The 12,508-nt window shown below is 69.4% G+C and carries 12 protein-coding genes, 1 tRNA gene and 1 pseudogene; 6 read left to right on the top strand and 8 right to left on the bottom strand.

Going from position 1 to position 12,508, the window contains the following annotated elements:
• From OXS49_RS20900 to OXS49_RS20880, 5 genes and pseudogenes are all read right to left on the bottom strand, one after another.
• Positions 1 to 1,800 (bottom strand): hypothetical protein (locus OXS49_RS20900; RefSeq protein ID WP_267426512.1); only part of this gene is annotated, 1,800 nt, incomplete at its 3' end.
• A 174-nt stretch (positions 1,801 to 1,974) separates the two neighbouring features.
• Positions 1,975 to 2,502: a hypothetical protein gene (locus OXS49_RS20895; protein WP_244006746.1), complete on the bottom strand. Its 528-nt coding sequence runs from the start codon at positions 2,500 to 2,502 to the stop codon at positions 1,975 to 1,977.
• Positions 2,503 to 2,755: 253 nt separating this feature from the next.
• A pseudogene (locus tag OXS49_RS20890) lies at positions 2,756 to 3,514 on the bottom strand (helix-turn-helix transcriptional regulator).
• 92 nt (positions 3,515 to 3,606) lie between these two features.
• Positions 3,607 to 4,197 carry a class GN sortase gene (locus OXS49_RS20885; RefSeq protein ID WP_267426509.1) on the bottom strand — a complete coding sequence of 197 codons (591 nt, stop codon included), beginning with the start codon at positions 4,195 to 4,197 and terminating at the stop codon, positions 3,607 to 3,609.
• Complete coding sequence (locus tag OXS49_RS20880) at positions 4,194 to 6,371, bottom strand: marine proteobacterial sortase target protein (RefSeq protein WP_267426508.1); 2,178 nt, start codon at positions 6,369 to 6,371, stop codon at positions 4,194 to 4,196. The genes OXS49_RS20885 and OXS49_RS20880 overlap by 4 nt, the downstream gene beginning before the upstream one ends.
• Before the next feature lie 353 nt (positions 6,372 to 6,724).
• Between OXS49_RS20880 and OXS49_RS20875 the strand changes: the two genes are divergently transcribed.
• The 4 genes from OXS49_RS20875 to OXS49_RS20860 all read left to right on the top strand — a co-directional run bounded on the left by OXS49_RS20875 (position 6,725) and on the right by OXS49_RS20860 (position 9,816).
• Positions 6,725 to 7,711, top strand: a complete 987-nt coding sequence (locus tag OXS49_RS20875; RefSeq protein WP_267426507.1) for an SPFH domain-containing protein — start codon at positions 6,725 to 6,727, stop codon at positions 7,709 to 7,711.
• A gap of 11 nt (positions 7,712 to 7,722) precedes the next feature.
• Positions 7,723 to 8,616, top strand: coding sequence for a hypothetical protein (locus OXS49_RS20870; RefSeq protein WP_267426505.1), 894 nt, complete (start codon positions 7,723 to 7,725; stop codon positions 8,614 to 8,616).
• 27 nt (positions 8,617 to 8,643) lie between these two features.
• Positions 8,644 to 8,799, top strand: coding sequence for a hypothetical protein (locus tag OXS49_RS20865; protein ID WP_244006757.1), 156 nt, complete (start codon positions 8,644 to 8,646; stop codon positions 8,797 to 8,799).
• 384 nt (positions 8,800 to 9,183) lie between these two features.
• Positions 9,184 to 9,816: an outer membrane beta-barrel protein gene (locus OXS49_RS20860; RefSeq protein ID WP_267426504.1), complete on the top strand. Its 633-nt coding sequence runs from the start codon at positions 9,184 to 9,186 to the stop codon at positions 9,814 to 9,816.
• Between the two features lie 7 nt (positions 9,817 to 9,823).
• Here OXS49_RS20860 and OXS49_RS20855 read toward each other — a convergent pair whose 3' ends face one another.
• The 3 genes from OXS49_RS20855 to OXS49_RS20845 are packed head-to-tail and all read right to left on the bottom strand — an operon-like array spanning position 9,824 to position 11,814.
• Entirely contained in the window at positions 9,824 to 10,420 is a 597-nt protein-coding gene (locus OXS49_RS20855; protein WP_267426503.1) for a GNAT family N-acetyltransferase, read from the bottom strand.
• Positions 10,421 to 10,455: 35 nt separating this feature from the next.
• The gene (locus OXS49_RS20850) at positions 10,456 to 11,499 is read right to left on the bottom strand and encodes a MaoC family dehydratase (RefSeq protein ID WP_267426501.1); all 1,044 of its coding nucleotides are present in this window, start codon (positions 11,497 to 11,499) and stop codon (positions 10,456 to 10,458) included.
• Between the two features lie 12 nt (positions 11,500 to 11,511).
• Positions 11,512 to 11,814 (bottom strand): YggT family protein, encoded by a 303-nt coding sequence (locus tag OXS49_RS20845; protein ID WP_091722957.1) that lies wholly within the window; start codon positions 11,812 to 11,814, stop codon positions 11,512 to 11,514.
• Positions 11,815 to 11,937: 123 nt separating this feature from the next.
• On the opposite strand from OXS49_RS20845, the gene OXS49_RS20840 reads away from it, so the two are divergent.
• Both OXS49_RS20840 and OXS49_RS20835 read left to right on the top strand, forming a co-directional pair.
• A tRNA-Ala gene (locus tag OXS49_RS20840) sits at positions 11,938 to 12,013 on the top strand.
• A gap of 166 nt (positions 12,014 to 12,179) precedes the next feature.
• Positions 12,180 to 12,458 carry a hypothetical protein gene (locus OXS49_RS20835; protein ID WP_267426499.1) on the top strand — a complete coding sequence of 93 codons (279 nt, stop codon included), beginning with the start codon at positions 12,180 to 12,182 and terminating at the stop codon, positions 12,456 to 12,458.
• Positions 12,459 to 12,508: the final 50 nt, after the last annotated feature.

Here is a 12,508-nt window from a genome sequence, read left to right as displayed (position 1 = left end):
CGCCGCCAAGCACCGTGCCCAGTCTCGGCCCGTGTTGAGGTTCGCGTTGGGCATCCTCGCCAGGTAACCTTCGACGGTCAGCGCAGGCTCGAGCTGACGGACGTTTCGAAGAGCCTCGCGGGCCTCGCTCATCCGGCCCTGGTTGACGAGCGCGATCGTGAGGACACGCCAGGTCGACAGGTGCATGCGGTTGAGCATCAAGGATGAGCGCGCCAGCCGCTCTGCGTTCTCATAATCCTGCGCCGACAGTTCGGCCGTCGCAGCGAGCGACTCGAAGTAGTAGCGCAGGGGATCGAGGGGCGAGAGTTCCAGAGCGCGCCGTGTCGAGGCGACCGCCGTTTCGCCATCCCCGAGGAAGGCGTGGACCGTCCCGCGGTAGAGCCAGCCCAAAGCATGACTTGGATTGACAGCAATGGCCTCGTCGCAACGCGCCCGCGCAACATCAAGGTCTTTCAGCAGATGGCAGTAGACGAAACCTTCTGTCGCAAGGGCGAGGGCATCTGAGGGATTGCGGTCGAGTGCTGCGCGCGTCGAGCCCAAGGCTTCGGCCGCTTCCTGATCACGGTTCTCGGACCAACCCCTGGTGACGCGCAGGACGAACCAATTACCCAGCAGGGCGTGCGGCGCGGCCATGCGGTTGTGTCGGTTGATCAGCTCGTCGAGGAGTTGGCGAGTCCGCAGGAAATCCTGCCTGTTCGCGCGATGCATCAAGGTGGAGCTGCCCAGAAGCAAGGAGTAGCTCTCCAGGCTCGGCAGGGGCTGGGTCCGGATATGTTCGATTTCAGTTTCGAAGATCGACTCATGCGTAGCCTGGGCGATGAGAGCTGCGAGCTCACTGTCTGCCTGGAGGAGGTCATCGACCCGTCCGCTGAAGCGATCAGCCCACAGCACCCGATTGCCGCGAGACTCGGACAGTTCTCCCGTAACCAGGATGTTACCGCGATCCGCGACAAAACTGCCACTGAGGATATAGGTCGCTTCTAGACAGGCCGAAATCTCCTCAATGGCGTCGGACCGATCCCGAAATACAGCGGTCGACCGTCGTGAGATGACCTTAAGGTTCGTGTTTTTGGAAAGGCGGCACATGACACCATCGGCGATCAGGGTGCCGACATCGAGATACGCCGCTGTCTTGCTGCTCGCCTGGAAGGGAATGACTGCAACCGACGGTACCATTGCGGCTTCGGAGTCGCGCCGGCCAGGCATGGTCGTTCGCGGAGCAGCGGGCCCGATCCGATAGGCACGGACCGGCTTGTCGAAATGCTTGAGGAAGCAGTCGCCGAGATCCTCGCAGGAGGCATCCACCCCGTGCGTCAGCTCATCTCGGGCGGCGGCGTTTCCGATGGTGTCACCGGGCCCGCCCAATTGAGCGAGCGCGGCGGCAAGCCCCTCATACGCCGAAATGCCAGCGATTGTTTCGCCTGGGCCAGCCAGTGTCGCAAGCCGCGCCGCCAGATTAATGCCCGTGCCGTATACGTCTCTGCCGTCGCTCCAGGCCGCGGTCACGTTCAAGCCGGCTCGGAGGTGAAAATGTCGATCCTCGGGCAATCCGACGTTTAAACGGGCGGTCGCCCGATGCATGTCATGCGCGGCGGACGCCGCGTCGGATACGGCTTGGAACCGCAGCAGAAGGCCATCGCCAAGGCTCTTTATGAGTACTCCGTCATATCTTGGTAATATTTCCTGCGAGACAACATTAACAAAGTCCATCCATCGACTGACAGTCTCGTATTCGTCCTGTCGCATGAGACGCACGGATTCGACGAGGTCAACGAGCAGGATGACGACGTCTTCGCGCACGAGTCCTGAGCTTGCGGACCGCAAGCTCAAGCGCTCCGGAAGGATACATGGCTCGTCGTGGGGAATGGCTAAGCCCTCGCTCACGCCGAATCAGCGATGCCAGATCTATTATTCTCATGAATACCATATTCGAGCCGTAACATCCCGCATTCGCGCGTGCGGTTGGCATTATTTTCAACTGAAAATTAGAATGGATAAAGTTGCATTAATTAAAATGATCACCGAGCACAATATTCTTAGAAAGCAATGCGCCAAAAATTCTTTAAGACAACCGATAATAACGCACTGCTGCTTATATATGCCGATCGATTTCATCACCGCCCCTCGGAGCAATATAAGACCGGATTCTTGCGACGCTGGAGTCGTCCTGATCTCGGCTGCGCATTCTGATTGCGGCTTGAAAAGTGTTTTCCCGCGCTCCCCGCGCGCTGATAGGTGTCTCTGCGACGAGCGAGCGCCTGCCCGCTCGATCCACGCCATCACGGCGCGAGCCCCCGGCCCATCGTCGTCAGCGACTAAAGGAGTGCGGTTAGCGATATCGAGGGCTTGAAGTGGTGCCATCCGGCAAGCTTCGACGTTCGGCCGTTTGTGCGAGCGTGGGACGCTGGTCAGCGCGCGGTCAAGCCGGCTTACAACCCGCCCGAACCAAGTATCCTCCGGCAAGCCTTTCGCGTCGTCGCTGGCGCCAAGGCGGTCGCGCATCCGGACAGGCTCGCGATGGCCGCGCTGGTCGACAACAGGGCGACCAGCGCCAGGGTCGAGCCCGACGTGGCCGACGCCAAACCCCGCCTCCACCGAGAACACCGCGTCCCGCTTGCCCCGCTGGCGCGTGAGCAGGGCCGTGCCGAGCTTGGGGACGGAAGCGCCCGGGGCCACATCGCCGCTATCGCCGCCGGCACGCCTCGACGATACTCAGGCGGCGTGAGACAGTCTGGCGGCGCGGAAGCGGGCGACGCTAGCGAGCGCCGGTGAAGAACGTAGCGTAGCCATCCATGTGGACGCGTTCGAGATGCGCTTGATAGGCCGCGTAAGCCGGCTCATGCGGCGCAATGCGGCCGTAACCGAGGTCAGCCGCGAGGCGCTCCGGCAGCAGGGCGAGCGGGGCCGCAGCGGGCGTGAGTTGCGTGCCGCGGCCGGCGTGGAGCGTAGTGAGAATTCCGTACATCGCGCCGCGAATGTTGGGACGGCACAGCACCGCGAGGCGATGCTGCCCGTGCCAGTTGGTCACGAGATAGATCATGCCGGATTGGCTCGGGACGGCGACGCTGCCGGACTGCGCAAAGGGGGCATCGACCCGCTCGGCCTCGCGGAACACCAAGCGCGCGCTGGCCGCATCCTAGGCGATCTCGGTGCGGTAGGCGAAAATGGCCCCCGCCGTCTCGAACGAGGGACGCAGGGTGAGATAGCGGCCCTCCAGCCAGGACACGCCTTCCTGCGCGTAGGCTCCGAGTTCGTCGGGGGCGTGACGCGGCAGGTCCGGAGCCGAGGCCTGCCCCATCGGCTGCCTCAAAGATTGGCCCAACGCCTCCTCCAGCCGGATCGTGGTCGCCAGGGTGAAGGGCCGGCGGCCGGCGAGCGCCTTCTCCAGCGTCGAGAGGCTGATCCGAGCCTCCTCGGCCAGCGTCTGCCGGGAGATGCGCCGGCGGGCCAGCGCCTCGCGCACGGTCTGGGCAATGGCGCGGCTCTGCGCCTCGGACAGTTCGATCTCGCTCACAGGCTCGGCTCGCACGGGCTCGATCCGCACAGATCCGCACGAAACCGCACATTTGCGCAAGCGCGGCCAGGCTGATCGTCCTCGCCAACCCGTCAGGAACGCCCCGCCTCCGAGGCCAGCTCGGTCTCGACGATCAGCCGCAGCGGGCCGGACTGGAGCGCCTCAAGGGGCCAGCAGGTGACGAGGTCGAGGTGCCGGCCGGGGGCCTGCGGGTCGATGCCCGAGGCGTCCCAGCGCGCCACCCGGGTTCCGGTGACGCGGAAGCGCCGGGTCCGGCCGTCGCGGCCGGTTACCGTGACGGGATCGCCGGGCCTGAGCTGCCCCAGCACCGCGAACTGCGTGTCGCGGTGGGCGGCGAAGATCGCGGTGCCGGGCGCGCCGGCCTCCGGGGTGCCGTCCAGATGGCCGGGGCCGAAGGCAAGGGCCTGGCCGCTCCCGCCCCGCAGCACCACGAAGCTGCGGCCCGCGACGGTGAGCAGGGCGACAGGCTCGGTGTCGGCCCAGGGCCAGGGCCGGGCGGACCGGCCCTCGGCCAGGGTGCGGGCGAAGGCGCGTTCCAGCAGCACCTGCGCCAGGGCGGCCTTGGCGGGGATCCAGGCGGCCCGCGCCGCCAGCCCGAGTCCCACGAGGGTGAGGAGGGCGGCTAGCGCCCTCCCCAGTCCGGTTGCCAGGCCGCTTGTCACCGCGCGTCTCCGACCGACCGGCCGCTGCGCCGCAGGCCGACGCCCAGCAGGAGGCCCAGGAGTGCGAGGAGCAGGCCCAGGCCGAGCTGCGCCAGAATCCCGGCCCCGGTCTGCGGCAGGTCGATGGCCGCGCCGTCGGCGCGGATCGGCACGATCCGGGCGGCCCCGTCGTCGGCGGGCGCGACAGCGGGCCGGTCCGTGCCGAACACCTTGGCGAAGTCCCAGCCGGCCGGCAGGTTCAGCGGCAGGTCGGCGGCGACCGGGGGCGTGCCCGGCGCCCGACGCGGGGTGGCGTCGATGGCCACGAGGCTTGTCAGCCGCGTCGTCAGGCCGTGCTCCAGGGCGAGGGCCAGGATGGTGGCGTCGGCCGCGTCGCCGCCGAGGCGCCCGGTGATGCGCGCCGTCTCGGTCTCGCCGATCCGGGAGCGCGCCCAGATCTTGGAGATGCCGGCACCCGCGCCCGCCTCGGCCAGGGGAAGCGTCCGGGTCCAGGTCCGGCCGCCCACCCGGCCCGAGACGGTCACGGTTCCTTCCGACGCCCCCGGCAGCCGCGCAGCGAAGACCAGCGGCTCGCCGCGGTACAGATCGGGCAGCGCGCCGGGCGTGACCGCGACGCCCGGGACCGAGAAGGTCGCGGTGAGGTCGGTGACGGCCGGGGATTCCAGCTTCTCGTAGAGCGCGCGGGTCCGGTCGCCGACCTGCGCAAGGTCGCGGATCTCCGTGAAGCTGCCGCGGCCGATCTCGGCGGCGTGACGCATCAGGTGGCCGTTGGGCGCCGAGCCGAGGCTGACCATGAACAGGCGCGTGCGCCCGAGATTCGCGTGGATCGCCGCGAAGATCCGCTCCTCGTCGCCGACGGCGCCGTCGGTGAGGAACACGACCTGGCGCACCCGCCCGTCCTCCGGGTGGGGATCGGCGAGCGCCGCCTTGAGGGGCGCCAGCATCTCGGTGCCGCCGCGGGCCTCCAGGGCGGCGACGAAGCGCTCAGCTTCCGCCAGGGCCGCCGGCGTGGCCGGGACCGGCTCGGGATGCAGCGCGTCCCAGGTGTCGTCGAAGCGGATGACGTTGAAGCGGTCCTGTGACGTCAGACGGCCGAGCCCGGCCAGCAGCCCGGCCTTGGCCTGCCGCATCGAGGCGCCGGACATCGAGCCGGAATTGTCGATGACGAAGGTGACGTCGCGCGCCGGCCGGGCCGCCGCATCGGTCTCGATCGCGGGCGGATTCACGGCGGCCAGCAGGTAGGTCCGGCCGGCGACGGTCTCGCGAAACAGGCCGAGATCGGGCACCCGGCTTGGGGCCGGCGACCAGGTCAGCTCGAGGTCGCGGTCGGCCGGCACGACGCCGGCGGCGAGCGTGATGGTGCGCGCCTCCGGGCCGGTCTCGGTCACGCGGATCGCGTGGGTGGCACTCTGCACGGCGCCGACCGCGAAGCCCGCCTGGAGACGCACCGTGACGGCGACCGGATTGGTCGGCGGCGACAAGGCCGGGTCGAGCACCGGCGGGCTGATCCGGGCGCGATCCGGCACCGGATCGCGGGCCGCCTCGGCTACGCCGTCGAGGGAGACGGCGTCCACCGAGCTGGGAGCCGGATTGTAGCGGGGCGCGACCACCAGGGGCAGGCACAGCGTCCGCATCTCGCCCGAGACGGGAATCGTCTGCTGATAGGTGATCTGGACCAGCACCGTCTCGCCAGGGCCGATATTGGCGACCGCGTTGGTGAAGATGTTGGGCCGCTCCTGCGCGGTGAGCGCCGCCGACTGCCCGGCCGCCTTCGCGGCCTCGTAGGCGCGCTTGGCCGCCGCCCGCTCGCGGATGTCGGCGACGATCACGCGGGTGCCGACGACGAGCTTCATCCCGTCGACGGCCGCGTCCTCCGGCAGGGGATACACGTAGATGCCCTCGACCCAGTCCGCCGTGGTGTTGCGGAAGGCCTGGGTGACGGTGGCCCGGGCGGTCGGGCCGCTGACATCGACGCCGATGTCGGTGGCGAGCTGAAGGGCCTCGACCGGCGCGGTGCCGGCCGGCCCGCGCAGAGTCAGGCCGCCGCGTGCCGGCCCCGGCGCCGCGTGGGCCGAGGCGAGCATGACGAGAAGCGCCAGCAGCGCGAGGAAGAGCGGCGACAGCGCGGCGTTGCGGTTGGGCTCGACCGCGGGTCGTGGAGCGAAGAACGGCATCGGGGAAACCTCCTGGGCCGGCGGATCGGGGCCGGCTCGCCGCTGAAGCTCCCGCGCTTGCCGCTGCGCCGCCACGAGAAGCTTCGCCCTTTTCCAGGCTCCGGCCGTACCCACCGGCCGCGTCCGGGCGGATCCGTGCCGGGCCGGTGCGGTTTCGTGCGCCGCAGGACGGTCCGTGACGGAGCGGCCGGTCGCCTTGACAGCGGCGCCATCCACATCCTAGTTATACTCATGTTGAGTATAACTAGGATGACGACCGAAGCCGCCCTCCGCCATATGCGAAGCCGGGACGGCGTTCCGCCCCGCCGAACTCTACCGCTTCGACAGGTCGGGTCAGTTCTGAGGAGACCATTATGGCCGCGCTCCGCAACATCGGTGTGATCGCCCAGCTTCGAAGCGAGGCGAGCAGCCACGTGATCCGCTTCCGCAACGGCCGGGTCCGGCAGAGCGGGCGGGGTCTGGTCTTCTGGTTCCGGCCCGAGACCGCCAGCATCAGCGAGGTGCCGGTGGACGACCGCGAGATGACCCTGTTCGTCCGCGGCCGCAGCCGGGACTTCCAGACCGTCGTGGTCCAGGGGACGATCGGCTGGCACGTCGTCGATCCGGAGCTGCTGGCCAGCCGGGTCGACTTCTCGATCAACCTCCGCACCGGGCGCCTGCAGGGTGAGCCGATCGAGCGGATCGAGGCGCGCCTCGGCGGCATCGCCAGCCAGGCAGCGCTGCACTATCTCGGGGCGAGCCCGATCGGCGCCCTCCTCGATGCGGGGCCGGAGCCGCTGCGCGCGGTCCTCGAACGGGTGCTTTCCGACGCCCCGGCGCTGGCCGAGATCGGTGTCGCAGCCGTGTCGATGCGGCTCACCAACCTCGCGCCGACCAGCGAGCTGGAGCGCGCCCTGCAGACGCCGACCTTCGAGGCCCTGCAGCAGAAGGCCGACGAGGCGACCTTCTCCCGGCGCGCCCTCGCGGTCGAAAAGGAGCGCGCCATCGCGGAGAACGAGCTCGCGACGAAGACCGAGCTCGCCCGGCGCGAGACCGTGCTGATCGCCCAGGAGGCCGAGAACGCCCGCGACCGCGCCGCCGGCGTCGCGGAGGCGCGGGGCCTGGAGGCGGCCGCGGAGGCCGAGCGCATCCGGCTCGTCGAGGGCGCCCGGGCCGAGGCGGAGCAGCGCCGCGCCGCAATCTACCGGGACATGCCGCCCGCCGTCCTGCTCGGATTGGCAGCCCGGGAACTCGCCGGCAAGCTGGAGACGATCGAGCACATCAACGTCACGCCCGACCTGCTGGCTTCCATCCTCGGCGAGGTTCGCGGCGCGCTTCCCGCGCGGCTCACGCCGCGCTGAGGTGACCCGTCATGCCGGCCATCACCCCCCGCGTGGTCTTCGTGATCCGCGACACGGATTACGAGTTGCTCATCGCCCGGCACGCGACCCGCGGCCAAGTCCAGTTCTTTCTGGAAAGCCGGGGCCAGACGCTCGCCGAGGTCGAGGCATGCCACGCCCGGTTCCTGGCCGTGCTGGCGGAGGCCCGGGCGTCGGTGCCCCTGGACTGGCGGCAGGCCCTGGTGCGGCGCCCCGACCTCGATCGCTTCCTGTTCGCCCCCGAGGACGTGGTCGTGGCCGTGGGGCAGGACGGGCTCGTGGCCAACGTCGCCAAGTACCTCGACGGGCAGCCAGTGGTCGGCGTCAACCCGGCGCCCGACCTCTACGACGGGGTGCTGGTCCGGGTTCGGATCGAGGCCCTGCGCGAATTGCTGCCGGCCAGCGCGGCCGGCGCCGCGCCCCTGCAGCGGCGCACCATGGTGCAGGCGACCTTCGACGGCGGCGAGCGGCTGCTCGCCCTGAACGAGATCTTCGTCGGCCACCGCAGCCACCAATCCGCGCGCTACCGCATCGACGACGGGGCGCGGGCGGAGGACCAGTCGTCGAGCGGTCTGATCGTGGCCTCGGGCACCGGCCTGACCGGCTGGGCGCGCTCGATCAGCGAGGCGACGCACCTCACCGTGGATGTGGGCATCGAGGAGGCGGCCTTCGGCTACTGGGTGCGCGAACCGTTCCCGAGCGTCGCCACCGGCACCGACCTGCGCGGCGGCAAGTTCGCCGGATCGCCCCTTACGGTGGTGTCGCGGATGAACGAGGGCGGCGTGGTGTTCTCGGACGGGATCGAGCAGGATTTCGTCGCCTTCGACTGGGGGCGGCGCGTCGCGATCACGCCGGCATCCCGGTCGCTCAATCTTGTCCTTCCTTGATGCAACACGATTTCGCTCGACGTGGTCATGTCCCCGGTGATCCCCGAACAGCGCCGGAGGGGCCTTGGCCGGGAGGAGCACAAGGGGACGATTCTGCGGGACAATCTCGGCCTGCCGCGCTTCGACAACCGGTTCTCCGCGCCGCACGGTGATCGACGTGTTTTGGGTCCGGACATTGTCTGACGGCGCTCGAAATCCGCGGCTGCGGCGACCAAGTCGAGGCGCGGCTGCCAGGCAGTGCAGCCACCTCAGGCCCACCCCGTGGTCCGTCGCCTTGCCCACCGGCACGACCGGCATAGCCGACCCGCACGCCGGAGGTGAAGGTGGCGGGGGCGGCAACAGCACGGTCACCCGCAGGCCCGCCCGCGCACCCGCATGCTCTGGCCGACCTCGCAGACCTGATGGCGCCCGCCCCCGCGGGCGCCGACACCGCAGCCCCCAATCGCCGTAGCTCGGCTCGCGTGGTCCTCGCCGGCATGGCCGGCCCCAGAGACACCTTGGGCGATGCGCCGGTGACGCGGCCGCTCAGCCCTGTCGCGGCTCTGCGCCTTCGGCTAAGCTGCCGGCATGATTCGATGTGCCGAATCCCGTCCGTTTCGCCGGCTCGCAGCTGGTCTCGTGCTCGGGGCCTGCTGCCTGTCGGCGGGGCCCGCCGCCGCTCAGGCTCTCCTGTGGCCGTCGATCGGCTTCGCCCCCCTGCCCTCCTTTGCCTGGCCCGCGCCCGCCGAGGACGCAGCCGGCCGCTGGACCGGCTCCTACGCCCGCCTGTCGACCGGCTATGCGGTGACGAGCTCCCGGCATTTCGGCAGCTATTCCGGCCCGACCATCGGCTTCGAGGCCGGGCGGATGTGGCAGGAGGGCCCGATCCTCTACGGCATCAGCGGCGGCTTCGATTATCTCGCCGGGCTCGACAGCACCCTGGCGCCCGGCTACGGGCACCTCGCCTACAGCCGCGACTTCGCCGGCGCCCTGGCGGTAAAGGTCGGGACGCTGCTGACACCGGACGTCCTGGTCTACGGGAAGGGCGGCGCCTTGGCCCTGCACGAGAGCCTGCGGGTCGGCCCGACGCCCGCGACCCTGCCGTTCAGCCGGCAGGACATCGCGGTGCGTCCGGTGGCGGGTGTCGGGGTCGAGTGGGCCGTCACGGACCGGCTGTCGCTGGCCGTCGAGGCCGGGGTAGTCGGCGGCGGGATTCGCTGAGGGACCGTCACGCCGAGCGGGATGCCGGGTCGCAGGACCGCGCCAGGGATGGGAGGTCGCGCCACCCGTAGGCAACTTCGGTGAACCGTCCGCGCCCGCGGACGGCCTCCGGCCGATCGAGCAGGGTGCCGCCGAAACCCTCGACGAAGCGGCGGCCGGGGGCGTTCGTACGCAGCACCCAGGCGCCTATGGCCCGGTAACCCGCCTGCTGCAGGCTCGCCGCCATTGCGGCGGCCAGAGCCCGGCCAATGCCGCGCCCCTGGGCGGCCCGCACGACATAGGGCCCCCGGAACTCCCCGTCGAAGCCTGCCGCCGCCAGGTCGCCCGCGCGCTGAGCGTTTCTGAGGCTGAATCCGACCGGCTTCCCATCCAACTCGGCCAGGAAGGCCACTTCGTCAGCATCCGGCTGCGGGCTGCTGAGAACCTGCGCCCACCACGCCTGCCGCACCTCGACCGTGAGAGCGTCGATCATCTCGGGGGGTAGGAGGCCGCCATAGGCCTCGTGCCAAGCCGTCACGTGGAGTGCGGCGATCGCGGCTGCATCGTCCGGTCCCGCGCGCCTTACGACGAGCGCGCGCGTCGTCGCGATCCTGATCACGGCCATAGGCTCAACGTCCGGTCGCCGGACCTTGCCGTCCGCTACTTCGGCACGAACGCCCAGTAGTCGAGATCGAGAATCACCGACGGATCGTAGCCATCCCCCGCGCGATCCGGGAAGGCGCCGCAGGGTTGGTTCTTGGTGGCCACGGTACGCAGGCGCAGGAGCCCGACATCGGCGCGGCCGACATCCGCCGTCGCCAGAACCTCGCTCCAGGCATAGACCGTGTCGCCGGCAAACAGCGGCGCCACGTGCCGGCCGGCATTGATGCCAGCGAGCGCGAAGGCGTTGGCGAGCCCGTTGAAGCTGAGCGCCCGGGCGAGCGAGATCACGTGCCCGCCGTAGATGAGGCGGCGGCCGAAACGGGTGTCCTTGGCGGCCAGCCCGTCGAAATGCACCTTCGCGGTGTTCTGGAACAGGCGCGTGGCGATCTGGTGCTCGGCCTCCTCGACGGTCATGCCGTCGACGTGGTCGATCTTTTCGCCGACCGCATAATCCGCGAAGCGGTGCGGGCTGCCGGCCAAGTCCGTATCGTAGGCGGTAGCCGAGAGTGGCGGCAGCGCACCCGCCAGATCCTGCGGATCCACCACCTTGGCGAGGGTCGGCACGCGTTCCTCGGCGATCGCGGCTTCGGGGTCGCGCTTGCGCACCAGCACCCAGCGGCAATAGCTCAGCAGGGTCTCGCCGCGCTCGTCGGAGCCAACCGAGCGCACGTAGACCACGCCGGTCTGGCGGTTCGAACTCTCCTTGAGGCCGATCACCTCCGAAACGGTCGATACGGTCTCGCCCGGATAGACCGGCCGCCGGAACCCGCCCTCCGCGTAGCCGAGATTGGCCAGCGCGTTGAGGGAGACGTCCGGCACGGTCTTGCCGAACACCATGTGGAAGGTCAGCAGATCGTCGAGCGGGCTCTTCGGGTAGCCGAAGGCGCGCGCGAAGGCGTCCGAGGACTGGACCGCGAAGCGCGGCCCGTAGAGGCCCGTGTACATCGCCACGTCGCCCACCGTGACGGTGCGCGGGGTGGCGTGGCGGATGGTTTCGCCGAGGCGGAAATCCTCGAAGAAGCGGCCGGGATTCGTCTTCACGGGGGATCGATCCTACTGCGCGTAAACGTAGGTTGCGGGCACGGCATACTCGTGCAGCAGGCGGCTGATGAACAGCAGCAGCAGGATGAGGATGATCGGCGAGATGTCGACGCCACCGAGATTGGGCAGCAGGTTGCGGATCGGCCGCAGCACCGGCTCGGTGATCCGGTAGAGCACCTCTCCGATCTGCGCGACGATCGGATTGCGCACGTTCACTACATTGAACGCCACGAGCCAGCTCAGGACCGCGCTGGCGATGAGGACGTAGATGAAGAGCTGGACGACCGTGTCGAAGAGCCAGATCAGGGCGTTCATGCGGGTTCGCGCGCTATCCTCGGGGCGCCCGCATCCCGGCGCCGGAGCGGCGCGCGGCGGGCGACGTTGAAACAGGGAATTGACAGGCTGAGCCGCCCGCGCCTACAAGGCCGGCGCCTCGACGGGGCTGTAGCTCAGATGGGAGAGCGCCGCAATCGCACTGCGGAGGTCAGGGGTTCGATTCCCCTCAGCTCCACCAGGGGTCCTTGCGCAAATCGCAGGATCCCGGTGGTCTTCGAACTACTCGACTTGTCAGTAGCTTAGCTGGAGCGTCTTGCTTCAGCCGCGTCTCTGTCGCGTCTCCGGGGCCGGATCACCGGCCATTCTGCCCCCGGTCTCCAGCGGCCTCATTCCCGTTTCCTGCGATGCTGCCCGCGGCCCTCGATTGGTTTTTCCGCGACCGCACCAGCGGGCGCATCGTGATTGGCCAGTGGCCGAACACGCCGCGGTGGCTGTTCGGCTTGATGCAGGCCGTCGCCTGGATCGCGGGGGAGGACACCGCCGTCGGCCGTGAGGCGGACCTCGCATCCTGGATTGCCCTCTCGGTCTGGGCGGGCGATGAGCTACTGCGCGGGGTCAACCCATGGCGGCGCTGCCTGGGAGCCGCAGTGCTGATCAGGAAGGCGGTTTGCCTGATCGCCTGATCGCTTCCGGAGTCGATGGCGTCAGTCGTGCGGAGCCCCAGCAAGACGCT

This window comes from Methylobacterium sp. GC_Met_2 (assembly GCF_026540795.1).
Lineage (GTDB): Bacteria > Pseudomonadota > Alphaproteobacteria > Rhizobiales > Beijerinckiaceae > Methylobacterium.
The sequence above is the reverse complement of the archived record's forward strand: the minus strand, read 5'-3'. Positions and strand labels throughout refer to the sequence as shown.

Coding starts and splice junctions, on each gene's coding strand:
- OXS49_RS20895 (WP_244006746.1), bottom strand. CDS start 2,502: ATGCGCGACCGCCTTGGCGCCAGCGACGACGCGAAAGGCTTGCCGGAG.
- OXS49_RS20880 (WP_267426508.1), bottom strand. CDS start 6,371: ATGCCGTTCTTCGCTCCACGACCCGCGGTCGAGCCCAACCGCAACGCC.
- OXS49_RS20875 (WP_267426507.1), top strand. CDS start 6,725: ATGGCCGCGCTCCGCAACATCGGTGTGATCGCCCAGCTTCGAAGCGAG.
- OXS49_RS20870 (WP_267426505.1), top strand. CDS start 7,723: ATGCCGGCCATCACCCCCCGCGTGGTCTTCGTGATCCGCGACACGGAT.
- OXS49_RS20865 (WP_244006757.1), top strand. CDS start 8,644: ATGTCCCCGGTGATCCCCGAACAGCGCCGGAGGGGCCTTGGCCGGGAG.
- OXS49_RS20860 (WP_267426504.1), top strand. CDS start 9,184: ATGATTCGATGTGCCGAATCCCGTCCGTTTCGCCGGCTCGCAGCTGGT.
- OXS49_RS20855 (WP_267426503.1), bottom strand. CDS start 10,420: ATGGCCGTGATCAGGATCGCGACGACGCGCGCGCTCGTCGTAAGGCGC.
- OXS49_RS20845 (WP_091722957.1), bottom strand. CDS start 11,814: ATGAACGCCCTGATCTGGCTCTTCGACACGGTCGTCCAGCTCTTCATC.
- OXS49_RS20835 (WP_267426499.1), top strand. CDS start 12,180: ATGCTGCCCGCGGCCCTCGATTGGTTTTTCCGCGACCGCACCAGCGGG.